Source organism: Aeromicrobium panaciterrae (assembly GCF_039537165.1).
Taxonomy (GTDB): domain Bacteria; phylum Actinomycetota; class Actinomycetes; order Propionibacteriales; family Nocardioidaceae; genus Aeromicrobium; species Aeromicrobium panaciterrae.
The window spans coordinates 3131825-3155094 of record NZ_BAAAZZ010000002.1 but is presented as its reverse complement, the minus strand read 5'-3'; the positions used below and the strand labels follow the sequence as shown (position 1 = coordinate 3155094).

Genomic DNA, 23270 nt, shown 5'->3' with positions numbered 1-23270 from the left:
CGGTGCGGGTGTCGTCTTTGTCGCGGGGCGCGGACACCGAATCGAGGACTTTCTTGAGCTTGGCACCGGTGACCGTGTTGAGGAACCCGCTCACGTGCCAGCCGTCGGGGACGGCGTCGACACAGACGTCTTCGCGATCCATGCCGCGTTCCCACGCGGCGTCGAGGTCTTCGGGGTGGACCTTGTCCTTCAAATGCTTGACCGCTTCGAACAGTTCGCTCGGTTCGTGATCCTTGGCGACCTGGACGAAGACGTCCTCGAACTGGCGCATCGGCTCCAAACCCACGTGGGTGAGCCCGTAGGCGAACACCCGCACATGCGCCGCACTGACCTCCCCTGACAACGCGGCGTCGGCCAGCAGCGGCAGGTCACGCAACGCGTGGACGTTCTTGACCAGGGTGGTGGCCTGTCCGGCGTTCATCCGCAGCTGGGTGCGCACCCACGCATTGAGGGTTGAGGCGCCGTCGAGCTCAAAGTCCTTCGTGACGTCGAGCTCTGCCAGCAGCAGAGCTTTCGTGGCATCGAGGGCATCTTGTGCGGCTTGGACGGCGTGCAGCTTGGACCGGGTGTCACCCGATGTGAGGGTCTGCGCGGCTGTGCGCATCGCCTCGATCGTCGGCTGAATTCCCATGTTTCAAACCTACTAGAACATACTTTCGATGACCAGTGGAAAACCCTGTGAATTCAAGGAAAATTAGAGGTTCTTGTCCACAAGTTGGGTCGCGAATGAGTCCTTCCACAGACCCAGCCCGCGCCCTTGCATGTGCGCTCTTCAACCTGCCAACCACGCAACGAAAGCCGCGAGGCGGACGACGCAGGAAGAACAACCTGCGTTCGCGCTTGCTAGGCCTTCTTGTCCACAAGGCAAGCCGCCGGACCAGCCTGTCCACAAACCAAGCCCGCGCCCTTGCATGTGCGCTCTTCAACCGACCAACCACGCAACGAGAGCCGCAAGGCGGACGACGCAGGAAGAACAACCTGCGTTCGCTTGCTAGGCCTTCTCGAGCGCCTGCACGATCGCGGTGTAGCCCTTCGCCTTCGCGTGGTCGAGCGCCGTACGGCCGTCCTTGTCCTTGATCCCGGTGTCGACGCCCGCGGCGACCAGTGTGGTGACGATCTCGACGTACTTCTTGGAGCCGTCTCCGAGGATGACTGCCTCGAGCAGAGCGGTCCAGCCGAGATCGTTGACGTGGTCAAGGTTGACGCCCGCCGTGACGACCCTCTTGATGTAGGCGGCATGGCCCCGTTCGCCGGCCGGGATGGGGGAGAGGCCGCCAAATCGGTTCTTGATGGTCATGTCGGGGTGAGCGGGGAGGAGTGCCTCGAGCATCTTGACGCTCCCGGTCACGCCGGTGACGAGCCACGGGGTGTCGTGCTGATGGTCGAGCGCGTCCGGATCGGCGCCGAGCGCGACGAGCAGTCGAGCAACGTCAACGTGGTCGTTGGCCGATGCGAGCAGCAGGGGAGTCTGCTCCAGGTTGTTGCGCGCCTCGAGGTCGGCACCGGCCCTCAGGGCCAGGGCCGCTGCATCGGCATCGCCGCGCTTGGCCGCCGCGAGCAGGCGCTCGTTCGCCGTCGCCTGGCTGACCGTCGTGGCATCCGCCGCCTCGCGAAGGATTCGTTCCTGCGTGTCCAGTCCGTGCTTCCGTGCCAGCTGGACCGGCGTACGGCCGTCGCGCTGCGCCGCGATCTCGACGTCGGCTCCGCCCGCGACCAGCACCCGTACCGTATCGATGTAGTCGGCCGTACGATCCGGCTTGGCGAACTCCAACGCCTCATGGAGCCCGACCCAGCCGAGGTTGTTGACGTGGTCGGCGTCGATGCCGGCCTGCAGCAGCCGCCCGACGATGCCTGCGTGACCACGTTCGCTCGCCCGGATCAGACCCGTGCCGTCCCACGAATCGAGGCTCTTGACGTCGGCGCCGTGCTGCAGCGTCAGCTCGAGCAGCGGGAGGTAGCCCTCACTGGTGGCGATGAGATAGGCGCTCTGCACCGTCTTGTCCTTGGCGTTGACGTCGGCGCCGGCTTCGATCAGCAGGCGCGACTTCTTGACGTCGTTGTCCCACGCCGCGGCGATGAGTGCCTTGTCGAGCTCCTTCTGGTCGAGGTTCATGTAGGGATTCTCCGGACTAGAGGACGTCGCCGATGGCGTTGGTGTTGCAGTGGCGTCCGGCTTGTCTGGCGCGCTTGAGCCGCACCCGGCGAACAGAAGCACAGCGATGGCGGTGGCAATGGGCGTACGGACGTTCATTCATTGCTGCTCTCTGGCACGGAGCGCGTGCTCCACGGTGGTCGTGGCGTGGTGTTCGGCGATCTGCTGCGCCCGTGCACGGTCACCCGCTGCGAGGGCTTCGTACAGCTCCAGGTGCTCGGCGTGGATCGGTGCTGGCTCCGAGTGCTGCGCGAGCAGCCACCGCCGTCGTTCAGCGACGGTCGCGAACACTTCGTACGCGATCGTGCCCTCGCCGAGCGATGCGAGGACGCCGTGGAACCGGCCGTTCGCGGCCACAGCGGCCACCGCGTCACCGGCGTCGATCGCGTTCTTGGCCTCGTCGAGCACAGCGCGAAGTCGTGCCAAGCCCTCCTTGTCGAGCGTCATCGATCCGATCAGCACGCGTTCCAGCGCCGCGCCGACCTCGGCCAGCTCGGCGATCTCTGCTGCGTCGTATGCCCGCACGGCAATCCCGCGGGTGGACCGGTCGACGGCGAATCCTTCGGCGACGAGCGCCTGGAGGGCTTCGCGCACCGGAATGCGCGAAACACCCAGCTCGGTGGCAATCTTCCGTTCGACTAGGCGACTGCCGGGCACGCGGGCACCACTGATGATGCGTTCGCGTATCGCGTCGCGTACGTCGTCACGCTTCGGCCGGTACGGCGTGGGGGAATCTGGCATACCAAAACGGTATACCAAATATCCAAACGTCGCCTCGTGGAGAGTCAGCGCAGGAGGACACCTCGCTCAAGTACGCACACGTCGACCATGAGCGCCGAGTCCTGCTCTCAGGCATTCACGGCGGAGTGTCGAGCACAAGGAGATCGTCGATCGATAAGTCGCTGGCACACGGCCGAGACAACGTCAGGTGTCGCAGCTCCCAGCAACAATTCTCCGAAAAATGCGTCGTGTCGTGCGCCGAGACGGGCTCACGGTCACCGTAGACGTCCTTCGCTGACGGGACGATCAATTGCTGAGATCGACGACGGTGAAACTCCGTCGGATGTCGTTCCTGACTGGTTGCCTGTGCTCGACGACGTCTCGGACGACGAACAGTGGACTGGCTCACGCCTGGCAGAGCGCCTGAACGGGGCGAACATCGGAGATTCCCCGTGTAACCCTGTTTCTGCACCTTTGTCCGATAATGCACATTATGTCAAGTAATGGTGATTCGCACGGACAGAGGCTCAAAAGCCCCTCTCCCGCAGAGCTGAGCTGTTGAGTCGAGCCGCTTCCCTGGTCAGGTGGTCACGTTCCGCAAGATTCGTGGCGGCTCGAGCGGCTGCGGCGTACAGCCGAGCTGCGGCGGCCACGTCGCCGGCACGCTCGCGGAGGTACGCCTCGACAGCTCGATATCTGGGCACCTCTGGATCCACCTGTTCGAGCGCAGCGAGTCCGGTGAGCGCCCCGTCTGCCTCCCCCACAGCCACAGCTCGGTTGAGACGCACCACGGGATTGTCGGTCAGACGAACAAGCTCGTCATACCACTCGACGATCTGCACCCAGTCGGTCTCTTCAAACGTCTGTGCGTCGGCATGCAGGGCTGCGATCGCGGCCTGCACCTGGAACTCTCCGACCTGGTCCTTGTCGAGCGCCGACTGGAGGATCGCCACGCCCTCCGCGATCATTGCGGTGTCCCACAGGGTGCGGTCCTGACGCGCCAGCGGTACGAGCGTCCCGTCTGGGGTCGTACGAGCCTCGCGTCGCGCGTGGTGCAGCAGCATCAACGCGAGCAGGCCCGAGGTCTCCTCGTGGTCGGTGATCGACCTGACCTGACGGGTCAGCCGGATCGCCTCTTCTGCGAGGTCGATTTCGCCGCTGTAGCCCTCGTTGAAGACCAGATAGAGCACGCGGACGACCGTCGCGATGTCTCCGAGATCGTCGAATCGCACACCCGACACGGTGCGTTTGGCCCGGCTGATGCGCTGGGCCATGGTCGCTTCCGGTACGAGGTAGGCCTCCGCGATCTGGCGTGTCGTCAATCCTCCGACCGCTCGAAGCGTCAGCGCGACTGCCGACGATGGTGTGAGCGACGGATGCGCGCACATGAAGTACAGCTGCAGGGTGTCAGCCGCGTCGTCCGTCGGCCCTGGCAGCGGTTCGGCTGCCACCAGGAGCTCACGGGCACTTCGAGAGCTCTGCGCCCGCGTGGCGTCCAGGAACTTGCGCCACGCGGCCGTGATCAGCCACCCTTTTGCGTCCCTTGGCGGATCATTCGGCCAGGTGGCGAGCGCGCGAAGCAGAGCCTCCTGTACGGCGTCCTCGGCCGTCGCGAAGTCGGCTCCACGACGTACGAGGACGCCGGTCACCGCGGGAATCAGCTCCCGCAGCAACCCTTCGTCCATTGCTCCCCTGTGCGTCACACGCTGTCGGGCATCGGCCCGATCCCGTAGAACGGACGGACCTCAAGCCACTCCTGGATGGGCTCGCCACGAGGGCCGGGTGCTGCCGAGTACTCCCCTGCAACCTCGATGGCGCGCTCGTACGAACCCACGTCAATCATCAACCATCCGGCAATCAGGTCCTTGGTCTCCGCGAATGGACCGTCGGTGACTGGCGGCTTGCCCTCGCCGCCATAACGCACGAAGGTGCCCTCCGGTGACAGGGCTTCGTGGTTCACGAACTCGCCCGACTCCTGCAGCTTGGTGGCGAAGTCGCGCATGAACTGTACGTGCGCATCGACATCCTCCGGTGCCCACTCGTCCATCGGCTCGATCTTCGTGATCGGCGCCGGACCGCCGCGGTAGTGCTTGAGCAGCAGGTACTTGGCCATGAGTGTCTCCTTCGTTTGGCGACCGTGGTGGTCGCGTGTGCACCAAGGACGGCGCCAGCTGGGGCTTCTCGACATCCGACCCGAACAAAGATTCTCCTGGTTGGCGCCCGACACAACCCTGTCCGCCGGAGGTGTCGTATGTGGGTGATCCGATTCGTGGAATGGGTAGAAGGCAGCATGGAGCTGTCGCCCGAAGGAGTTCACGATGACCGCCACCTACACGTTCGACATCTTTTCCAGCCTCGATGGATGTGGGTCTGCCACCGGCAACTGGACCGGTTACTGGGGCAAGCAGGGCCCTGAGCTGCTGGATCACCGCCTCGCTCAGTACGAGCGGCCTCAGCGCATGGTCTTCGGCGCCAACACGCACCGCGAGTTCGCCCAGATGCTGGCCTCCAGCGATGTGGACTCCGAGGTGCTCACGTACAGGCCTTCGCTCCATGTCTGACGCCGCTCTGGGACGACGCATGTTCGAGCTCACCGAGCCGATCGCTCTGGTCGCGTACCAGGCGCACGAGCCTACCGAGACGGTGATGGCCAATCGCTTCACGAACTACTGGGATGCCTACTTCGCCGGACGCGCCGCTCCCCTGGGCCACACGTCCGCCGACGTGGTTCACGCGCTGTTCTACAACTTCGCCGACGGCGAGGTGGCGCGCCACATCCCCAAGGTCTGGGACTCGATCACGCCCGATGAAGCGATCACGCTGCGCCAGCAGGGCTGCGCAGCCGCGATACGTCGGATCGCCGGCGACCTGCTCGACTCCCCTGCCGTCACCGGCGCCACGGAGCTGCTGCTCAGGGCGGCGACCAGCGGGCGCACGGAGGGGCGGCCGATGTACGCCGCTCTCACCCGGCTGCCCATCCCCGGCGAACCGGTCGAACGGTTGTGGCACGCGGCCAACCTGCTGCGCGAGCACCGCGGGGACGGCCACATCGCCGCGTTGATGGCCGAGGGCATCAACGGCACGGAGTGCCACGTCCTCCTTGCACTCTCCATGGGGATGCCGGCGGAGAAGTTCGGCCGTGTGCATCACCTGCCCTCCCCACGGCTCGCTGCGGTGATCGACGGGATGCGCGATCGGGGGCTGATCGGTCAGGACGGCTGGCTCACTGATGCCGGCAAGGCGACGAAGGAACGCGTCGAGACGCTGACCGACCAGCTCGCCTCCCCCGCGTACGACGTGCTCACCGACGCCGAGATCGACGATCTGACGACGGGGCTCCAACCGGTCTCCGCCTCGTTGGCAGCCGTCGGCTCTGAGTAGTCGGCGGTCCCGTCACGGGGCCCGTACGGGACCACGACCAGCCACTCCCCTCCCCCTTGATACGGGTTCTAGGCTGGGGACATGGGTGACGGCAGCGCTCGCGACCGCAAGCGGCACGAATATGTGCTGCGATTGGAGCAGGAAGCCGCCGAACTGCCCGAGGACGAGTCGGACGACAGCGGACGACGGGCCAACCAGGACGATCATCGCGCCGCGTGGGTCGAGATCCAGCTCCAGCAGGCCATGCGTCGCGGCGAGTTCGACAACCTCCCGGGTGCCGGCAAGCCCATCCCCGGGATCGACCAGCCGTACGACCCCGACTGGTGGATCAAACGGCTGATCGAGCGCGAGCGCATCTCGGTCCTGCCGCCGGCTCTGGCACTCCGCAAGGAGGATGCCGACCTCGACGCGACGCTCGACCGCGAGTCCCGTCCGGCCGAGGTCAGGAGGATCCTCGAGGACTTCAACGCCCGCATCATCGACGCACGACGACAGCTCCAGGGCGGCCCGCCCGTCATCACTGCGCTGCGCGACGTCGAGGAGCAGCTGGAGGCGTGGAAGGCGCGCCGGGCCGAACGATTCGCCCGCATCAAGGCCGAGGCGGTCGAGAAGCGCCGAACCGCTACCCGGTGGCAGCGGCTGATGGGCCGCGACACGACGTGACGAAGGGCCGGACCTCAGATCGAGGTCCGGCCCTTGCGTCGCACGTCAGGCGCGCGTGGTGCTGAGTCGGGCGGCGACGACCGGGATGACGATCGCCGCGGCGACCAGGTGCGTCGCCATCAGGGTGAGGCGCGTGCTGGTGGCCGCCGAGACCAGGACGTCCGGGACGAACGAGACCGCCGTCAGGGCCACGCAGGTACGCACGAAGGTCTGCCGCGGCTTGGCCGCCCACCGGCGGAGGCCGCAGGCGATGAGGAAGCCGACGAACGTGAAGATCAGCACCATCTGGAAGAAGCCCATCAGCGGAATGGCTTCCCCCTCGATCTCGAGCGAGACGCCGGCGGCGTGCGTGACAGCCGCGACGGCGGTGCTCGCAGCGGCGGCAACCACTGCCGCTGCAGCGGTCGGGCGCCAGAGGTTGGTGCGGGTCGTGACGGTGGCAGTCGTCGTGGGTGCGGTGATGGTCATGTCGTGCTCCTGTGTGTGGATCAGACAGCCCGTTGCTGCCTTCTGTCAGGACCACGAATGACCTCGGCCCGATACGACAGCCGACGCAACATTTTTCCGACTATTTGTGTGAGCTGACCTGGCCTCGGCGACGAATCAGGTAAGCCACTTCCGCCGGGTTGTCGGTGGCGGCGATCGCGGCGTCGTAGGCCGTACGGGACTCCTCGCTGCGTCCCAGCCGCCGAAGCAGCTCGGCGCGTGCGACGTGCCACGCGTGATAGCCGGTGAGGTCGAGCTTCTCGACGATCGCGAGACCGACGTCCGGGCCATCGATCTCGGCGATGGCGACGGCCCGGTTGAGCGCGACCACAGGTGTGGGCGCGACCTCCATGAGCTGGTCGTACAACGCGACGATCTGTCCCCAATCGGTCGAACGGGCCTCGTTGGCGTCAGTGTGAACCGCGTTGATCGCCGCCAGGATCTGGTAGGCGCCGGGACGGGTCTCGGTGTGTGCCACGCGGTGGAGGCACTCGCGTACGAGCGTGTGCCCCTCCGCGATCAGCTCGCGGTCCCAGCGGCTGCGATCCTGCTCGTCGAGGGTGACCAGCTCTCCCCCGGCGACGCGCGTCTCCTGGCGTGCGTCGGTCATCAGCATCAGCGCCAGCAAGCCGGCGACCTCGCCCTCGTCGGGCAGGAGCTGCCGCAGGATGCGACCCAACCGGATCGCCTCGGCGGTGAGGTCGGACCGGATCGGGTCGTCACCTGAGCTGGCGAGATAGCCCTCGTTGAAGACCAGGTAGACGACCGCGAGCACGGCGGAAAGCCGGTCGTTGAGATCACCCCGCTCGGGAACGCGGAACGGGATGTTGGCGTCCTTGATCTTGGCCTTCGCGCGGGTGATGCGCTGCGCCATGGTGGTCTCGGCGACGAGGAACGCCCGCGCGATCTCGTCGACCGTGAGTCCGCCGAGCAGGCGGAGGGTGAGCGCCACCCGCGCCTCCGGAGCGAGCGCCGGATGGCAGCAGGTGAACACCAGGCGCAACCGGTCGTCCTCGACCGGTCCGGTCGGCTCGTGAGGTGTGTCGTCCTGGATCATCATGGCTGCCTGGTGCTTGGCGTCGCGAACCTTCTCGCGGCGAATCTTGTCGATGGCACGGTTGGCTGCGGTTGTCGTGAGCCACCCGCCGGGGTTGGGCGGTATGCCGTCCGCCGGCCAACGCTCGATGGCTGTGACGAGGGCCTCGCCGGCCATGTCCTCGGCGATGTCGAGATCCCCGAAGCGCCGTGCCAGCGAAGCCACCACCCGGCCATACTCCTCGCGGTAGATCCGGTCGATCTCCGCTCGGATGTCGGCGTGGGTCACTCGCCGTCTTCGAACGGGCGGACCTCGACCGTGGCGCCACATGCCCTGGACGCATCGGTGGCGATCTTGAGTGCCGCGTCCAGGTCAGGGGCCTCGATGACCCAGAAGCCACCGAGATATTCCTTGGTCTCCGCGTACGGCCCATCGGTGACGACGGCGTCATCACCACGCCCGTCGACGGTCTTGGCGAACTCGGCCTTCTGGAGTCCTCCGCCGAACACCCACGTGCCGTCGGCGATGATCCTCTGGTTGAACGCCTCGGTCGCGTCATACATCGGCTGGATGGTTTCCAGCGGCCGGTCATAGTCCTCGTTGCTGGAGTGAACGGCGAGCAGGTACTGCGTCATGGTGTTCTCCTTGTGAGTTGGGTGAGGCGAGTGACCGGAGGTCACTCGCCTTCTTGGAAGGGGCGGACCTCGACCACGTCACCGCAGGCCTTCGAGGCACGGGCGGCGAGCTTGAGGGCGGCATCCAGGTCGGGGACGTCGACGACCCAGAACCCACCGAGGTGTTCCTTGGTCTCGGCGTACGGCCCGTCCGTCGTGATGACGGTCGGCCCGGTGGCGTCGACCGTGGTGGCCGCCTCGATGCGCTTGAGTCCACCGGTGAACACCCAGACACCCTCGTCGACGATCTCCTGGTTGAACACTTCGGTGCTGTTCCACTGCTCCTGGATGCGTTCGTGCGGATGGTCGTAGACCTCCTGCGGTGGGTGCACGGCAAGCATGAACTGGGGCATCTCACATCCCTTCGCGGCAGCCAGGTTGACTGCCTCTCACCCAACCCACGAACGGAGCAGGTCCGATACGACAACCCTCGCCGAAGTTTCTCGAACTTTCTATGACGCGATGACGGAGAACACGTTGCCGGCGGGATCCTTGAACCAGGCGATGTCTGGACCGTGCCCCTTCATGACGCCTTCCTCGTCCTGGGGCATGCCGTCGTACCGCTCGAACTCCACGCCCCTGTCGGCCAGGTCGCGTACGGCGGCCGAGACGTCGTCGGTCGGAAGGTTGAGCACCGTGAACGTCGCGGGCACGTGCGCGTCTCCCTTGGGATAGACGATCACGGAATGGTCGTCGCCCAGGTCGATGTGGAGGATGCCGTTGCCCTCCGTGACGGTCAGGCCCAGCACCTCGGTGTAGAACGACCTGACCCGTTCCGTGTTGTCGACCGAGAAACCACTGAAAGGACGGTGAAAATCAGGCATGACACTCCTCTGGGATCATCAGAGTCCCCGTATGAGGGACTCCGTCAGCTCAATCGGGCGGCTCAGTGCCGGGAGGTGGCCACCCGGCACCTCTTCGATGTGGACACCCCATCGCTCCAACGCCACGCGCCGCTGGAACTCCAGCGGGAACAATCGGTCATCGACTCCCGCCAGCACCCGGATGGGCACGTCCGGCGGAGTGTCGAGTCCCCACGGCGCCTCGAAGATCGTGTCGGTCTCGTCGCGCGCCTCTTCATCGATGAGGTTGCCGGCAGGCACGTCGTGCAAGAACACCTCGTCGTCGAACGGCGCGTCGGGATCTCGGCCCTGCTCGATGTCGAAGGCGCGCTTGGCCTCGGCGGAGCCGGTGTTGCCCCACCACTCCCCTGCGGTCTCGCCCGGCAGCGGGATCATCGCGTTGAGCAGGACCAGCTGTCGTGCCGGTATGAGCTGCGCCGCCCACGACGCGGTGAAGCCGCCGATCGACTGGCCGACCACGACGACGTCGCCGATGCCTGCCGCAGCATCGACCACGATGTCCACGTACTCGGGCAGCCCCGCCGCGGGATCATCACCCGGCAGGTCGACAGCGACGCTGGCGTACCCGCGGCTCGCGAGCTCCTTGACGACGAGGTGCCAATAGGACGCCATGCCGCCGGCCCCTGGAACGAGCACGAAGGTCGGCTTCACGGCGCCGCCCAGTGCGGATCGCGACCGAGCAGGCCGAGCAGCCGATCCTGTGGCGAGGCGTCTTCGGGCACCGGCACCTTGGGCCCGAGTACCTCGATGCCGGGACCGTAGGCACCCGGTATGTAGACCTCGGGCGGAAGGGCTTCGACGACCGGCAACAGCTCGACGACATCGTCGGCGTTCATGGTGGCGTCCTGTCCCGTTGCCTTGGCGAGGTCCCAGGCGTGGTGCACGAGGTCCTGGCTCGCCACCTGGTTGACCATGTCCGCGACGCCCAGATCACCCGCTGGAGTCGACGTCATCTGGTGGGCAAGGACCGGATCTGTCAGCAACGCCTCGACATCCGCCCGGGCTCGTCGGAAGGCACCGAGTGGGTCGTCGGCGACGCTCGGCCCGTCCGTGGGTGTGAGGTCGAGAGGCCGGAGCATCACGTCCTGCATCGTCACGATGTGGTCGACAACCGCCCGGGCGTCCCACCGTTCGCACGGCGACTGGTTTGACCACTGGTTGTCACTGGTGGCCGCGACGAGTGCCTCGAATGCATCGGCACGACGTCGATAGCGTTCAAGCACCACGGCCGGTTCCATGTGGCGATCCTAGGACGCCCGGGTGACTGAAATCCCACGTACGAGCGACGCACTCGCCGAGCTCGATCGCTAGAACCGGTCAGGGTCGCCTGCACCCACGCGTACGACGTCGGCGTATCCGTCGGAGTAGTCGACGACCGTCGTCGGCTCCGCGATCACCTCGACGCCCGAGTCGACCACCGCGTCGACGCGCCCCTCGAGCTCCTCTGCGATCTCCCACGCCGACGTCATCGACTCGGTGCTGCCGGGCAGGATCAGCGTGGAGGAGACCAGCGGCTCACCAAGCGCCTCGAGCAGCGCCTGCACGACCCGGTGCTCCGGGATGCGCACGCCCACCGTCTTCTTCTTGGGGTGGAGGAGGCGCTTGGGCACCTCCGCCGTCGCCGGGAGGATGAATGTGTAGGGCCCCGGCGTCGCCGACTTGATCGCCCGGAAGATCGCGTTGTCGACGTGCACGAACTGGCCCAGCTGGGAGAAGTCACGGCACACCAACGTGAAGTGGTGCTTGGCATCCAGCTCGCGGATCGTGCGGATGCGGTCGAGCGCATCACGATTGCCGAGCTGCGCCCCGAGCGCGTAGCCCGAGTCGGTCGGGTAGGCGATCAGGTCACCAGCAGCGAGCATCGCGACCGCCTGGTCGACGGTGCGCTGCTGCGGGTTGTCGGGGTGGATGTCGATGAATCGCACGCTGTGAGCGTACGACAGCCGTCAGCGCTTCACCTGCAGTCGCTTGGTGCTAATCTTCTGAGCCGCGATCTGTGTCGCCGTGAACGGGAACGCGACCCACTGCTTGTTGCTGAACATCCGGGTCTGGTCAGAGCTCCAGGGCGAGTTCACGTCGAGTGACTGGCCGTACGTGAGGATCGTCGACGCGTTCACCCCGGTCGGCGTGAACGAGACCGCCTGGATGTGCGACGAGCCGTAGTTGACGCGGTAGAGCGCCCTCGACGTCGAGAAGATGCCGCTGTTCTGCAGGACGTTGGCATTGCCGGCTGCCGCGGTGCCGCCACCCAGCGGGATCTCGGCGCCGACCTTGTCGGCCACCTGCAACGTGCCCAGGGGCGCGTCGAGCGCGATGCCCTTGCCCAACAGGAAGGCGATGGCCTCCTTCATGGCACGCACCGTCTGGTAGTCGGTCTTGAGGTCACGGGGCGTGTTCATCGGGTCGTCCGCATTGAACGGCACGGCCCACGGATCGGGAGCGCGCTTGATGAACTCCTCGAAGATGTGGGCGCCGACACTGGTGGTGTTGGAGTGGCCGTCCCAGGCCTTGAGGACGGCACACGCCTGACCGCCTCCAGCCAGCGTGCAGACCTTGTCGAGGTCACCGTTCTCTCGGGCCAGCTCGGCGCCGAACACGCGGTTCTCGTGCTCGAAGCCACGCAGCATCGGCTGCGTGATCCGGCCCTGTGCAATGGCGTCGAGGACGTACCGGTAGACCATCCGCGTACGCAGCGTGCGCTCGGACCGCTCCGAGCCGATGATCCCGGCGTATCCCTCGAGCCGTTGCTTGGGGTTGGGAAGCCAGTAGGAGTCGTTGGCGTTGGCGACCCAGTCGCGCCGGATCGTCGCGGGCAGGTTCTTGGGTCCGAAGATGCCGGGCCGTGAGGCGTCGGCGTCGGTCTTCCACGCGCACTCCGAGCGCGCCCGGGTGCCGTCGAGCACCGGCAGGCCGGCGAGCTGCTTGGTCAGGATGCCGATCGGCGTGATGCAGTTGTTGACCAGCGCATCAGGCACGTTCGGTACGACCGAGTGATCGGCGTACAACGCGTTGCCGTCGCGGTCGGCGGCGATCGTGTTGACCCACGGGATGCCGCCGGCGGCGTCCTGGGCCGCGAGCAGCCCCTTCACCGTCGAGGCCTTGCTCATGTTGAGGAACGAGTCGATCGTCCGCAGCTGTTCGGCGTTCGCGTCGCGCAGGGCGAACACGCTGATCGGCGTCCAGCCCATCAGCGTGGCGGGGTTGTCCATGACGTAGCCGTCCTCGGTGCGGTACAGCGTCTTGGTCACGGTCGACAGCGTGCCGTCCTGGCCCTTGACGGTCACCTCCACCGGCCGCTTCTCCAGCTCCTTGACCCCGTGATCCGTCAGATAGAGCATCGGGAAGCCCGGAAGCGTGCGGTACTCGTACGGCGTGAACCGGTATGCCGTCGACACGGTGTGGCTCCAGGCGACGTTCTTGTTGAATCCGATGTTGATCACCGGCGAGCCGAGCAGGCTGGCGCCGGCGACGTCGTACGCCCCCGGGATCGTCAGCTGCACCTGCTCGAAGCGGTAGCGGCCGTCCCACGGGAAGTGCGGGTTGCCCAGGAGCATGCCTCGCCCGTTGTCCGTCACGTCCCCGCCCAGAGCGGTCGCATTGGACCCGAACGGGCTGTCCGGATCCTTGCCGAGACGAGCTTTGAGGGCGTCAGACGATGGCACGGCGGCGGGCTTGGACGAGAACGGCAGGATCGCGCTCAGGTCTGGGATCGGCAGGTCCGGAAGGTCAGGGATGTCGATGCCACCTGGCAGCTCGATGCCCAGGTCCTTGAGCTTCGGGAGGCCGAGGTCCCCCAGCGAAGGTGGATCAGCGTCGGCAATCGCACCGAAGAACACACCACCCGACGCCAGCAGGTTCGCGGCATAGACGCCGTACCAGAGGTCGAGCTCGCTGGCATTCGTCGCGTATGCGGCGCCCTTGCACGCCGGGTCCTTGATGCCGTTGGGACCGCCCACGCTCTTGAGGTACTGGTTGGCACCGGCCGCGTACCCGCGAACCAGGGCGCGTGCCTCCGGGCCGGGGCCCCGTTGCGGGTCGGCCAGAAGATTCTCGACGACCTTGCGGTTGTGCAGGTCTGAGAAGTACGTGTCGGACTGCAGGTTGGAGGCCTTGACCGACACCCGGTCGTCGTAGCGGCCATCCGCGCCCAGATAGCGGGACCGCTGCCCGCGACCCGTCAGCACCGTGTCGACCAGGCTGCAGATCGACGTCTCCCCCGTGGCGAAGCCGTGGCCGAACCCGAGGGACTCCCAGTCCTTCGCGACCACGTGCGGGATTCCGTGGGCCGTACGCGTGATCGTCACGTCGTACGTGCCGTTGGCGGGCGCGAGCGGGATCGTCGCGGCTGAGGCTCCTCCGCCCGAGGCCAGTGGCACCAGCAGCCCGGCACACAGTGCGGTGGTGGCGATCAGAGCTGTACGACGGAACCGTGACATGCGCATCCCTTGGCGTGGAGTGGTCTGTGACCTGTGTCACCGAGAAAACGCCCGGGGGTAACCAGAAGTTACGTTTTCGCAGCAAAGGACCGCGCCCCGACGGACAGTCGCAGGCGCGGCCCTCGCCGGAGATCAGGTGAAGAGGCTGACGCCTCCGGGTCCGACCAGCAGGGCGATGACGATCAGCACCGCTCCCATGACGAAATCACGCTGGACGAGTCGGAGAATGCCGAAGATGCCGATGATCACGGCAGCGATCCACAAGATGGTGTCCCACATGGTTGATTGACCTCCGTTGAGTGAGTGGCTTCTGCCACGTGCCTGATCTACCCCGCTGAGCAGACTTCAACCAGCGGCCATGTGACCTGACTCACAGGAATGCGTTCCGGTATTCGGACGGCCTCTCGTCGTACGCGGCCGGTTCGCCATGCCGACCTATTCTGGAGCGCGAGATCCGATCGGAATGAGGTGTGGACATGGCTGACGTCGCGCTGAGCCTTGCTGATCGCCGTCAGATCCAGCTCGACCACGATGCCGAGCGCACGGCCCACCTGGCCGATCGTGAAGCGCGCCTCGCTCCGCGCCGCAGCAACGACGAGCTGCGTGCCATCGCCGAGGCTGCCGAGGCGCGTTTTGCGGCCTCCGACGGCACGGGCCTGCTCGAGTGGGTCGCCGCGGAGTTCGGCTACCGGACCGCAGTCGCGTGCTCGATGGCTGATGCGGTCCTCCCTGCCGTCGTCGCGGAGCACCTCCCCTGGGTCGACACGCTCTTCCTCGAGACCGGCTACCACTTCGCCGAGACGATCGGCACCCGCGACGCCGTCGAGTCGTCCATGAAGCTCTCGATCGTCGACGTCACCCCCCGGCGCAGCGTCGCCGAGCAGGACGCCGAGTTCGGTGAGCGCCTGTACGAGCGCGATCCCGCCCTCTGCTGCCAGATGCGCAAGGTCGAGCCGCTGCACGAGACGCTGCAGGGCTACGAAGCCTGGATCACCGGCGTACGCCGCGACGAGTCCGAGACCCGCGCCAACACGCCGTACGTGACGTGGGACGACAAGAACGGTCTGGTCAAGGTCAACCCGATGGCGGCCTGGTCGTTCGACGACCTCCTCGCGTACGCACGCGACAACGACGTCATCGTCAACCCCCTGGTCAACGACGGCTACCCGTCGATCGGCTGCGCGACCTGCACCCGTCGCGTGGCGCCCGGCGAGGATCCCCGCGCGGGACGCTGGGCCGGCCTCGACAAGACCGAGTGCGGGCTTCACGCCTGACCTTGACCCGACGACACGACAGGCGACGATGACGCTGAGCGACTATCGACTCACCCAGCTGCAGTGGCTGGAGTCCGAGGCGATCCACATCATCCGTGAGGTGATTGCCGAGTTCGAGCGGCCGGTGCTGCTTTTCTCGGGCGGCAAGGACTCGATCGTCATGCTGCACCTCGCAGTCAAGGCGTTCTGGCCCGCCCCCGTGCCGTTCCCCGTGCTGCACGTCGACACGGGCCACAACTTCCCTGAGGTGCTGGCCTACCGCGATGCCACGGTCGAACGGCTCGGGCTGCGCCTGCATGTCGCGAAGGTCCAGGACTACATCGACGACGGACGTCTCCGTGAGCGCAGCGACGGCATGCGCAACACGCTGCAGACCCAGCCGTTGCTCGACGGCATCACCGACGGCAAGTTCGACGCCGTGTTCGGAGGCGGGCGCCGCGACGAGGAGAAGGCCCGCGCCAAGGAACGCGTGTTCTCCCTGCGTGACGAGTTCGGCCAGTGGGACCCTCGCAACCAGCGCCCCGAGCTGTGGAACCTCTACAACGGTCGCCACACCCCGGGCCAGCACGTACGTGTGTTTCCGCTGAGCAACTGGACCGAGCTCGACGTGTGGCAGTACATCGGCCAAGAGGGCATCGCCCTCCCGGAGCTCTACTACGCGCACCAGCGCGAGGTGTTCGAGCGCGACGGCATGCTGCTCGGGGTCGGCCCCGTGTCGATGCCTCGCGAGGGCGAGACGGTCGAGAAGCGCCAGGTCCGTTACCGCACGGTCGGCGACATGTCGTGCACCGGCGCCGTCGAGAGCGACGCGCTGACGGTCGACGACGTGATCGCCGAGGTCGCCGTCACCCGCATCACCGAGCGCGGAGCCACCCGAGCCGATGACCGGACGTCCGAAGCGGCGATGGAAGACCGCAAGAAGGAGGGTTACTTCTGATGGCGACTCTCCTCCGCCTCGCCACGGCCGGATCCGTCGACGACGGCAAGTCCACGCTCGTCGGACGGCTCCTCTACGACTCCAAGTCGGTCCTCGCCGACCAGATGGAGGCCGTCGAGCGCGTCTCGACCGACCGTGGCCTCGGCACCGCCGACCTCGCGCTGCTGACCGACGGGCTGCGCTCGGAGCGCGAGCAGGGCATCACGATCGATGTCGCCTACCGCTACTTCGCCACGGCCAAGCGCTCGTTCATCCTCGCCGACTGCCCCGGCCACGTGCAGTACACCCGCAACACCGTGACGGGCGCCAGCACCGCCGACTGCGTCGTCCTGCTGGTCGACATACGCCACGGGCTCCAGGAGCAGACCCGCCGTCACCTCGCCGTCGCTTCGCTGCTGCGCGTGCCGCACGTCGTCGTGGTGGTCAACAAGATCGACCTGGTCGACTTCGACGAGGAGACCTACGAACGTGTCTCGGCGGCAGTCCTCGAGTCGGCGCGCAGCCTCGGCCTGTACGACGTCGCCACGATCCCGGTCTCGGCCCTCGAGGGCGACAACGTCGTCGAGCGCTCGAGCCGTACGCCCTGGTACGACGGGCAGAGCCTGCTGGAGCACCTCGAGAAGCTCTCCCCCGTCGGTGAACCGCACTCTGAGCCGCTGCGGTTCCCGGTGCAGCTCGTCATCCGCCCGCAGCAGGCTGCCGGCGACGAGTTCCGCGACTACCGCGGCTACGCCGGACAGATTGCGTCCGGACTCGTCCGCGTGGGCGATCCCGTGACGGTGCAGCCCAGCGGTCGTACGAGCACCGTCGTCGGCATCGACACCGCGACGGGTGAGCTCGACTCGGCATTCGCCCCGCAGTCCGTGACGTTGCGTCTTGCTGACGACATCGACATCTCCCGTGGCGACCTGATCGTGACGTCGCGCAGCGTCCCGCCGGTGACGCAGGACATCAACGGCACGATCGCCTGGCTCGCCGAAGGCACCCTCGTACCCGGCGCGAAGGTGCTGCTGAAGCACGGCACAAGGACGGTGCAGGCCATGGTGAAGGACATCACCGGCAAGCTCGATCTCGACGACGCGCGCCTGCTCCCTGCGGAGTCTTTGGCGCTCAACGACATCGGCCACGTCAACCTGCGGCTCGCCTCGCCGATACCCGCCGAGGAATACCTCCACTCGCGCAGCACCGGCGCGTTCCTGCTGATCGACGCACAGGACGGTACGACGCTCGCGGCAGGCATGGTCGGCGACGCGTTGCTCGACACCAAGGCCGAGGTCGAAGCCGTCGCCGAGGCTACAGTTCTTGCATGACCCTGGTGGCGCTTGAGAGAGCGCAGTGGTGCGCACCGTGAGCGGTAGCCTCCCGCTCACCCTGCGCGTGGCCGGCCGCCTCGTACTCGTCGTCGGCGGCGGCCATGTCGCGACGCGCCGTGCCCTGACACTCCTCACCGCCGGTGCGAAGGTCGTGGTCGTCTCCCCCACGGTCACCGACTCGCTTGACTCGTCGATCGGACGCGGCGACGTGGAGTGGCGCGAGCGACCGTACGAGCCCGGTGACCTCGACGGCGCTTGGCTGGTGCAGACCGCCACGGGCGATCCCGAGGTCGACGGCCGGGTCGCCGATGATGCCGAGAGGCGCCAGATCTGGTGCCTCAAGGGCGGCGATCCCGATCACGCCACGGCCTGGGCCCCCGCCGTCGCCACCGTGGACGACGTCACTGTCGCCGTGAGCGGTGGCGGCGACGCCAGACGGGCGGCCTCGCTGCGCAACGCCGTGGCGGCCGCGCTGCAGTCCGGCGACCTGCCACTTCGGCACGGCACACACCATCCCGGGGGATTCGTGGCGCTTGTCGGCGGCGGACCCGGCGATCCCGGCCTGCTGACCGCGCGGGGTCGACGGCTGCTGGCCGAGGCCGACGTCGTGGTCATCGACCGGCTCGCACCCCACAGCGTGCTGGCCGAGCTCCCGCAGGACGTCGAGGTCATCGACGTCGGCAAGATGCCCGATCACCACCCGATCCCGCAGGACGAGATCAACGCGATCCTCATCGACCGCGCCAAGCAGGGCAAGATCGTGGTCCGGCTCAAGGGCGGCGATCCGTATGTCTTCGGCCGTGGCGGCGAGGAGCTCATCGCGTGCCGTGAGGCCGGGATCGAGGTCGAGGTGGTCCCGGGAGTGACCAGCGCCATCGCTGTCGCAGCGTCCGCGGGCATACCCGTCACGCATCGCGGTGTCGCCCGCGGCTTCAGCGTCGTGACGGGTCACACCGAGCTCAACGAGCTGCCACACGATCGCGCCCACACACTGATCCTGCTGATGGGCGTTCGCCGACTCCGTGAAGCGGCTGAGCAGCTCGTCGGGACCGGCCACGATCCCGAGACTCCGGTTGCCCTCGTCGAAAACGGGTTCGCCGCCGACCAGCGCGTCACGGTCGGCACGCTGGCGACGATCGCAGATCGTGCCGACGCCGTGGGCGCCCAGCCACCCGCCGTGACGATCATCGGCGACGTGGTGACCCTCTCCCCGGCGTGGCCGCCTGCATGATGCGCGCACTCGCCCTGGTGTGCTCGGCAACGCTCTTGCTGGGGCTGACTGCGTGCACGGGCGAGCTACCGAAGCTGGTGCCGCTGCCTGACGGTGTCAGCCTGCTCTCTGACCAGACCCGGCTGCACCGCAAGGACCGCGAGATCTTCGTACGGATACACAACAAGTCCGACAAGGCACTCCGCATCGAGGCATTCACGTTGATGTCGGACCGCATCCCGGACGTGAAATGGACCGGCAGCGAGGACATTCCTCCGGGGACCGAAGCCGATCTGGAGTACGACATGCCGAAGGCTGGGTGCGGCACCGGCTTCACGCCGACGGTGAGACTCACGTACCGAGTGGGTGACGGTGAGCGTCAGGAGTCTGACGCCCAGGCGGACGATCGCTACGGCAACATCTCCCACGCGATGGATCGCGACTGCGCCGAGACCACGCTCGAGGAAGCAGCACATGTCGAGGTGGGCGACCCGACCATCGTCGGCAAGGGCGGCGACTCGGTGCTCCACCTGCCCGTCACGATGACGCCGACCGGCAACCGGGACGACGTACGTTTCGGCGGTTTCGGCTCGACGGTGCTCTTCAACCAGGCCGAGGGATCGCCCGCTGACGTCGACATCCCGCTGGTGAAGGATCCGGTCAGGCTGGTCATGCAGGTCACGCCCGCGCGCTGCGACGGTCATGCGCTCGCCGACGACAAGGTCGGGCGGTTGTTCGACGTCAAGGTTCTCGGAGACGACGTCGGCGACAACGCCTCGTTCTACCTCCCGCTGACCACTCCGCAGCGTGTGACGTTCTTCGACTTCTACCGCTCCCACTGCGGCCTGGACTGACGGAAGGGACCAGCCGAAGCCGGTCCCTTCCCAGTGCGTGTCCTAGTCACCCTTGACGTTGACGATCTGGCGCAGTGTGTGTCGGATCTCGACGAGGTCGACAGAGTCCTGCATGACCACGTCGATGTCCTTGTAGGCCGCCGGGATCTCGTCGATGAACGCCGCGGTGTCGCGGTACTCGATGTCACCCATCGCGGTACGCAGGTCGTCGAGCGTGAACGCCTTGCGAGCCGCCGAACGGCTGTACGCGCGACCCGCACCGTGTGGCGACGAGTTGAGCGCAACCGGGTTGCCCTTGCCGACGACGACGTACGACCGCGTGCCCATCGAGCCCGGGATCAGACCCATCGTGCCGGCACTGGCGTCGATCGCGCCCTTGCGGGACAGCCACACGTCCTTGCCGAAGTGCTTCTCCTTGGACGTGTAGTTGTGGTGGCAGTTGATCTCCTCCAGACGGTCAACCGTCTCCACGCCCATCCAGTCCGCGAAGCACGCCACGACGCGGTCCATCATCTCCTCGCGGTTGAGCAGCGCGAACTTCTGCGCCCACCGCAGCTCGCGGATGTAGGTCCAGAACTCGTCCGTGCCCTCGGCGAGGTAGGCCAGGTCGAGATCGGGCAGGTCGATCCACCACTTCTTGCAGAGCTCCTGCGCCACAGCGATGTGACGCTGGGCGATCTTGTTGCCGACCCCCCGGGATCCGGAGTGCAGGAACAGCCACACCTGGTCGTCCTCGTCGAGGCTGACCTCGATGAAGTGGTTGCCCGATCCCAGCGTGCCGAGCTGCAGCGTCCAGGACGCCGCGTACGACGCCGGCTCGAATCCGGCCTGCTCGGCATCCGACGCGAGCTCGTCCAGCCGCGCCTGCGTGTGATCGCGGGTCACCCGGCCGTTGTAGTTGCCGGCCGACAGCGGAATGGCCTTCTCGATCGCGGTGCGCAGCGCACGCCGGTCTGCGGGCAGGTCGGACTCCGCGTACGGCGTCTTGACCGCGATCATGCCGCAGCCGATGTCGACGCCGACTGCCGCAGGGATGATGGCCCCGAGCGTCGGGATGACCGATCCGACCGTCGCTCCCTTGCCCAGGTGGGCATCGGGCATCAGCGCGAGGTGCGGGTAGATGAACGGCATGGTGCTGGCCGTCTCTGCCTGGGCCCGGGTCTTCGGGTCCAGGATCGATGCCCAGCTGAACAGCCGCTGGGTGATCTTCTCCATGGTTGAATCCTTCGTCATGCACCCGTGTTGGTGCAGCGAAGGACGCTATCGGTCGCTGGACCAGATCTCCTAGCGACTTTCGAGCCAGGCGTTCAGGTGCTTCTCGCCCTGGCGCATGATCAGGCGGTGCCCGGCGACGAACACCGGGCGCAACAACCATCCGGTCAACCGCATCCACCGCCGGGCGGCTTCCACCCGCCAGTCGATGTGCATGGCGGATGTACGGCCGCCCTCGCGGTCGACGAACGTGACCACGCCGCTCCCCCGCAGGTCGCCGGCGGAGTCGAACGTCAGCCGGTCCGGACGGCTCAGCTCGAGGTGGTCGAGCCGGAACTCGAGCCGATATCCGAAGGCGCTCGCGGCGCGTACGGCAAGGTTGGTGCCGTCATAGTCGATGACCTCCACCGAGCCCCACCACACCATTGGGTCGCCGCTCGCCAGAAGGCTCTCGACCTCGTCCCACAGTGCCTCGCGGCCGATCGGCACGTCCCAGCGGGAGCGGAAGACGTATTGGGAATTCATCGACGCTTCTCCGTGTCGCTACCCGGTTGAGCCGAGCCCCCGGGGTGTAATTGAGGTGGCCCTGCGCGGTATGAGCGCGCTGGGCCACTTCGTACGTCAGCCCCGGTCACGAGTCCGGCGTAGCCACCAGAGACCGACGATCGGCAGCACCAGCGGGATGAACCCATATCCCGCGCCGAAGCCCGACCACACGGTCTGGTCCGGGAACAGCTCGTCGTCGACCAGCGACAGCACTCCCACGGTCAGCACGCCGACCAGCTCGATCGTGATCGTGGCCAGCGCGAGACGGCGCAGGTTGCGGGCCAGCGCGAGCGTCGCGACGACGTACACGACACCGGCGAACGCCGACAGCGCGTAGGCGACCGGCGCCTCGTCGGCCTTGGTCACCAGCTGGAAGATCGAGCGCGCCGCAGCCGCGAGGGCAAACACGGCGTAGACGGCGACGAGCGTGCGCCCGAAGCCGCGCGAGGTGTTGTCAGGCATAGGTGCCCTTCCAGATGTCGAGGAGTCGTACGCAGAGCACCGCGACCGTGAGCAGCGCCACGACGACCACCCCCGTACCCCAGCGGGACTTCTCGGCGATGCCCCACAGCACGGCCGCCGGCGGGATGATCACGAGAGTCACGAGATAGGAGACGAACAACGCCCCGTCGACCTCGCGACTCGTCGACCCCAGTGCGATGCATCCACCCACGAGAAGCACGACCAGGGCCAGCTCGAGCACCACAACCGCGTAGAACAACGGGTTGCCGACAGGCTTGTTGCGCACCATGTGCCACCCGGCCCAGGCGGCAACGACTGTCGCCAGGAGTGCGATGCCATAGGCGACGGTGTCGGTCACGCTGGTCCTTCGAGCTAGGGGCCGTCCTCGTACGAGGCGTGGGAGCTGCTGACACCCACGATGTCAGTGACCGAGTCTGTCACGAAGCGCCGCCACGCCGACGAGTGGCGGAACATGAAGTGACCCGCTCCGGGCAGCGAGGTCCAGCTGGCACTCGCGGCGATGGCCCGGCTGCGCTCGACGTACGCACGACTCAACGCCGCCGACGTCCACCTGTCCTCCGAGCCGTGCATGACGCGCAGGTGCTTGCCGGCGATGGCCGAGGTCGGCTCACCGTCCGGCAGCCAGGGCGCGAGCGCGACGACGCCACTGACATTGCTCGCGTCCACGACGCGGCACGCCGTACGTCCACCCATCGAGTGACCGACGAGAACGACCGGGACACCGAGATGGCGTCCCGCCAGCTCCGAGAGAGCCGCGCGGGCGTCGCGCACGGGTGACGGGTCGTCGAGGTCGTTCCAGCCGCGCTGACCGTACTGCAGCAGGCTCAGCGCGGTGTCGTGCTCGGTGGCAAACCCGCGCAGCGACCGGGCCAGCGCGGCCATCCGCCACCAGCTGGCGTGGCGGTTCCTGACCGGTTCGGTGCTGTGCTGCTGACCGCCGTGCAGGAGCAGGAGAACGGCCCGGGGCTCGGTAGGTGACACGTAGTCGTCGAGTCTGGACACGGGATCGATCGTGACATGCCGTCACGAC

General features: G+C 67.0%; 28 protein-coding genes. 8 read left to right on the top strand and 20 right to left on the bottom strand.

Annotated elements, in window-relative coordinates; translation table 11 throughout:
• From ABD683_RS16485 to ABD683_RS16465, 5 genes are all read right to left on the bottom strand, one after another.
• Positions 1–631, bottom strand: a 631-nt coding sequence (locus ABD683_RS16485; RefSeq protein WP_344771160.1) for a DUF222 domain-containing protein, incomplete at its 3' end; no start/stop codon positions are given.
• 360 nt (positions 632–991) lie between these two features.
• Positions 992–2113, bottom strand: coding sequence for an ankyrin repeat domain-containing protein (locus ABD683_RS16480; protein WP_344771159.1), 1122 nt, complete (start codon positions 2111–2113; stop codon positions 992–994).
• Between the two features lie 138 nt (positions 2114–2251).
• Complete coding sequence (locus tag ABD683_RS16475; protein ID WP_344771158.1) at positions 2252–2893, bottom strand: GntR family transcriptional regulator; 642 nt, start codon at positions 2891–2893, stop codon at positions 2252–2254.
• Positions 2894–3399: 506 nt separating this feature from the next.
• The gene (locus ABD683_RS16470) at positions 3400–4557 is read right to left on the bottom strand and encodes an RNA polymerase sigma factor (protein WP_344771157.1); all 1158 of its coding nucleotides are present in this window, start codon (positions 4555–4557) and stop codon (positions 3400–3402) included.
• Between the two features lie 14 nt (positions 4558–4571).
• Entirely contained in the window at positions 4572–4985 is a 414-nt protein-coding gene (locus ABD683_RS16465; protein ID WP_344771156.1) for a YciI family protein, read from the bottom strand.
• Between the two features lie 205 nt (positions 4986–5190).
• On the opposite strand from ABD683_RS16465, the gene ABD683_RS16460 reads away from it, so the two are divergent.
• The 3 genes from ABD683_RS16460 (at position 5191) to ABD683_RS16450 (ending at position 6916) form a co-directional block, all read left to right on the top strand.
• Complete coding sequence (locus tag ABD683_RS16460; RefSeq protein ID WP_344771155.1) at positions 5191–5433, top strand: hypothetical protein; 243 nt, start codon at positions 5191–5193, stop codon at positions 5431–5433.
• Positions 5426–6253, top strand: coding sequence for an SCO6745 family protein (locus ABD683_RS16455; protein ID WP_344771154.1), 828 nt, complete (start codon positions 5426–5428; stop codon positions 6251–6253). Before ABD683_RS16460 ends, ABD683_RS16455 begins: the two co-directional genes overlap by 8 nt.
• An 81-nt stretch (positions 6254–6334) precedes the next feature.
• Complete coding sequence (locus ABD683_RS16450) at positions 6335–6916, top strand: DnaJ family domain-containing protein (RefSeq protein WP_344771153.1); 582 nt, start codon at positions 6335–6337, stop codon at positions 6914–6916.
• 45 nt (positions 6917–6961) lie between these two features.
• On the opposite strand, the gene ABD683_RS16445 is transcribed toward ABD683_RS16450, so the two are convergent.
• The 10 genes from ABD683_RS16445 to ABD683_RS16400 all read right to left on the bottom strand — a co-directional run bounded on the left by ABD683_RS16445 (position 6962) and on the right by ABD683_RS16400 (position 14690).
• Positions 6962–7384 carry a DUF6069 family protein gene (locus ABD683_RS16445; RefSeq protein WP_344771152.1) on the bottom strand — a complete coding sequence of 141 codons (423 nt, stop codon included), beginning with the start codon at positions 7382–7384 and terminating at the stop codon, positions 6962–6964.
• Between the two features lie 100 nt (positions 7385–7484).
• Positions 7485–8726: an RNA polymerase sigma factor gene (locus ABD683_RS16440; protein ID WP_344771151.1), complete on the bottom strand. Its 1242-nt coding sequence runs from the start codon at positions 8724–8726 to the stop codon at positions 7485–7487.
• Positions 8723–9073, bottom strand: a complete 351-nt coding sequence (locus tag ABD683_RS16435; RefSeq protein WP_344771150.1) for a YciI family protein — start codon at positions 9071–9073, stop codon at positions 8723–8725. Before ABD683_RS16435 ends, ABD683_RS16440 begins: the two co-directional genes overlap by 4 nt.
• A 41-nt stretch (positions 9074–9114) precedes the next feature.
• The gene (locus ABD683_RS16430; RefSeq protein WP_344771149.1) at positions 9115–9465 is read right to left on the bottom strand and encodes a YciI family protein; all 351 of its coding nucleotides are present in this window, start codon (positions 9463–9465) and stop codon (positions 9115–9117) included.
• Between the two features lie 99 nt (positions 9466–9564).
• A complete protein-coding gene (locus tag ABD683_RS16425; protein WP_344771148.1) occupies positions 9565–9936 on the bottom strand; it encodes a VOC family protein in 372 nt (123 codons plus the stop codon).
• 18 nt (positions 9937–9954) lie between these two features.
• Positions 9955–10626 (bottom strand): alpha/beta fold hydrolase, encoded by a 672-nt coding sequence (locus tag ABD683_RS16420; protein ID WP_344771147.1) that lies wholly within the window; start codon positions 10624–10626, stop codon positions 9955–9957.
• Positions 10623–11213 carry a TIGR03086 family metal-binding protein gene (locus ABD683_RS16415; protein WP_344771146.1) on the bottom strand — a complete coding sequence of 197 codons (591 nt, stop codon included), beginning with the start codon at positions 11211–11213 and terminating at the stop codon, positions 10623–10625. Before ABD683_RS16415 ends, ABD683_RS16420 begins: the two co-directional genes overlap by 4 nt.
• Positions 11214–11282: 69 nt before the next feature.
• Positions 11283–11900: an L-threonylcarbamoyladenylate synthase gene (locus ABD683_RS16410; protein ID WP_344771145.1), complete on the bottom strand. Its 618-nt coding sequence runs from the start codon at positions 11898–11900 to the stop codon at positions 11283–11285.
• 21 nt (positions 11901–11921) lie between these two features.
• Positions 11922–14411: a penicillin acylase family protein gene (locus ABD683_RS16405; RefSeq protein ID WP_344771144.1), complete on the bottom strand. Its 2490-nt coding sequence runs from the start codon at positions 14409–14411 to the stop codon at positions 11922–11924.
• A 132-nt stretch (positions 14412–14543) separates the two neighbouring features.
• Entirely contained in the window at positions 14544–14690 is a 147-nt protein-coding gene (locus tag ABD683_RS16400) for a GPGG-motif small membrane protein (RefSeq protein WP_344771143.1), read from the bottom strand.
• 197 nt (positions 14691–14887) lie between these two features.
• Here ABD683_RS16400 and ABD683_RS16395 point away from each other — a divergent pair, with 197 nt between their 5' ends.
• The 5 genes from ABD683_RS16395 to ABD683_RS16375 are packed head-to-tail and all read left to right on the top strand — an operon-like array spanning position 14888 to position 19999.
• Positions 14888–15685: a phosphoadenylyl-sulfate reductase gene (locus ABD683_RS16395; RefSeq protein ID WP_344771142.1), complete on the top strand. Its 798-nt coding sequence runs from the start codon at positions 14888–14890 to the stop codon at positions 15683–15685.
• A gap of 28 nt (positions 15686–15713) precedes the next feature.
• Complete coding sequence (gene cysD / locus ABD683_RS16390) at positions 15714–16622, top strand: sulfate adenylyltransferase subunit CysD (RefSeq protein ID WP_425548517.1); 909 nt, start codon at positions 15714–15716, stop codon at positions 16620–16622.
• Positions 16622–17932, top strand: a complete 1311-nt coding sequence (locus ABD683_RS16385) for a sulfate adenylyltransferase subunit 1 (protein WP_344771141.1) — start codon at positions 16622–16624, stop codon at positions 17930–17932. The genes cysD and ABD683_RS16385 overlap by 1 nt, the downstream gene beginning before the upstream one ends.
• Before the next feature lie 37 nt (positions 17933–17969).
• Positions 17970–19166, top strand: a complete 1197-nt coding sequence (cobA, locus tag ABD683_RS16380) for a uroporphyrinogen-III C-methyltransferase (protein WP_344771140.1) — start codon at positions 17970–17972, stop codon at positions 19164–19166.
• The gene (locus ABD683_RS16375; protein WP_344771139.1) at positions 19163–19999 is read left to right on the top strand and encodes a hypothetical protein; all 837 of its coding nucleotides are present in this window, start codon (positions 19163–19165) and stop codon (positions 19997–19999) included. Before cobA ends, ABD683_RS16375 begins: the two co-directional genes overlap by 4 nt.
• A gap of 42 nt (positions 20000–20041) precedes the next feature.
• On the opposite strand, the gene ABD683_RS16370 is transcribed toward ABD683_RS16375, so the two are convergent.
• The 5 genes from ABD683_RS16370 to ABD683_RS16350 form a co-directional block, all read right to left on the bottom strand.
• A complete protein-coding gene (locus tag ABD683_RS16370; RefSeq protein WP_344771138.1) occupies positions 20042–21214 on the bottom strand; it encodes an RtcB family protein in 1173 nt (390 codons plus the stop codon).
• A 69-nt stretch (positions 21215–21283) separates the two neighbouring features.
• Complete coding sequence (locus tag ABD683_RS16365; RefSeq protein ID WP_344771137.1) at positions 21284–21736, bottom strand: SRPBCC family protein; 453 nt, start codon at positions 21734–21736, stop codon at positions 21284–21286.
• A gap of 96 nt (positions 21737–21832) precedes the next feature.
• A complete protein-coding gene (locus ABD683_RS16360; protein WP_344771136.1) occupies positions 21833–22219 on the bottom strand; it encodes a hypothetical protein in 387 nt (128 codons plus the stop codon).
• Positions 22212–22577 carry a hypothetical protein gene (locus tag ABD683_RS16355; RefSeq protein WP_344771135.1) on the bottom strand — a complete coding sequence of 122 codons (366 nt, stop codon included), beginning with the start codon at positions 22575–22577 and terminating at the stop codon, positions 22212–22214. The genes ABD683_RS16360 and ABD683_RS16355 overlap by 8 nt, the downstream gene beginning before the upstream one ends.
• A 14-nt stretch (positions 22578–22591) precedes the next feature.
• Positions 22592–23242, bottom strand: coding sequence for an alpha/beta hydrolase (locus ABD683_RS16350; RefSeq protein WP_344771134.1), 651 nt, complete (start codon positions 23240–23242; stop codon positions 22592–22594).
• Positions 23243–23270 lie beyond the last annotated feature (28 nt).

Coding starts and splice junctions, on each gene's coding strand:
- ABD683_RS16480 (WP_344771159.1), bottom strand. CDS start 2,113: ATGAACCTCGACCAGAAGGAGCTCGACAAGGCACTCATCGCCGCGGCG.
- ABD683_RS16475 (WP_344771158.1), bottom strand. CDS start 2,893: ATGCCAGATTCCCCCACGCCGTACCGGCCGAAGCGTGACGACGTACGC.
- ABD683_RS16470 (WP_344771157.1), bottom strand. CDS start 4,557: ATGGACGAAGGGTTGCTGCGGGAGCTGATTCCCGCGGTGACCGGCGTC.
- ABD683_RS16465 (WP_344771156.1), bottom strand. CDS start 4,985: ATGGCCAAGTACCTGCTGCTCAAGCACTACCGCGGCGGTCCGGCGCCG.
- ABD683_RS16460 (WP_344771155.1), top strand. CDS start 5,191: ATGACCGCCACCTACACGTTCGACATCTTTTCCAGCCTCGATGGATGT.
- ABD683_RS16455 (WP_344771154.1), top strand. CDS start 5,426: ATGTCTGACGCCGCTCTGGGACGACGCATGTTCGAGCTCACCGAGCCG.
- ABD683_RS16450 (WP_344771153.1), top strand. CDS start 6,335: ATGGGTGACGGCAGCGCTCGCGACCGCAAGCGGCACGAATATGTGCTG.
- ABD683_RS16445 (WP_344771152.1), bottom strand. CDS start 7,384: ATGACCATCACCGCACCCACGACGACTGCCACCGTCACGACCCGCACC.
- ABD683_RS16435 (WP_344771150.1), bottom strand. CDS start 9,073: ATGACGCAGTACCTGCTCGCCGTTCACTCCAGCAACGAGGACTATGAC.
- ABD683_RS16430 (WP_344771149.1), bottom strand. CDS start 9,465: ATGCCCCAGTTCATGCTTGCCGTGCACCCACCGCAGGAGGTCTACGAC.
- ABD683_RS16425 (WP_344771148.1), bottom strand. CDS start 9,936: ATGCCTGATTTTCACCGTCCTTTCAGTGGTTTCTCGGTCGACAACACG.
- ABD683_RS16415 (WP_344771146.1), bottom strand. CDS start 11,213: ATGGAACCGGCCGTGGTGCTTGAACGCTATCGACGTCGTGCCGATGCA.
- ABD683_RS16405 (WP_344771144.1), bottom strand. CDS start 14,411: ATGTCACGGTTCCGTCGTACAGCTCTGATCGCCACCACCGCACTGTGT.
- ABD683_RS16400 (WP_344771143.1), bottom strand. CDS start 14,690: ATGTGGGACACCATCTTGTGGATCGCTGCCGTGATCATCGGCATCTTC.
- ABD683_RS16395 (WP_344771142.1), top strand. CDS start 14,888: ATGGCTGACGTCGCGCTGAGCCTTGCTGATCGCCGTCAGATCCAGCTC.
- cysD (WP_425548517.1), top strand. CDS start 15,714: ATGACGCTGAGCGACTATCGACTCACCCAGCTGCAGTGGCTGGAGTCC.
- ABD683_RS16385 (WP_344771141.1), top strand. CDS start 16,622: ATGGCGACTCTCCTCCGCCTCGCCACGGCCGGATCCGTCGACGACGGC.
- ABD683_RS16375 (WP_344771139.1), top strand. CDS start 19,163: ATGATGCGCGCACTCGCCCTGGTGTGCTCGGCAACGCTCTTGCTGGGG.
- ABD683_RS16370 (WP_344771138.1), bottom strand. CDS start 21,214: ATGGAGAAGATCACCCAGCGGCTGTTCAGCTGGGCATCGATCCTGGAC.
- ABD683_RS16365 (WP_344771137.1), bottom strand. CDS start 21,736: ATGAATTCCCAATACGTCTTCCGCTCCCGCTGGGACGTGCCGATCGGC.
- ABD683_RS16360 (WP_344771136.1), bottom strand. CDS start 22,219: ATGCCTGACAACACCTCGCGCGGCTTCGGGCGCACGCTCGTCGCCGTC.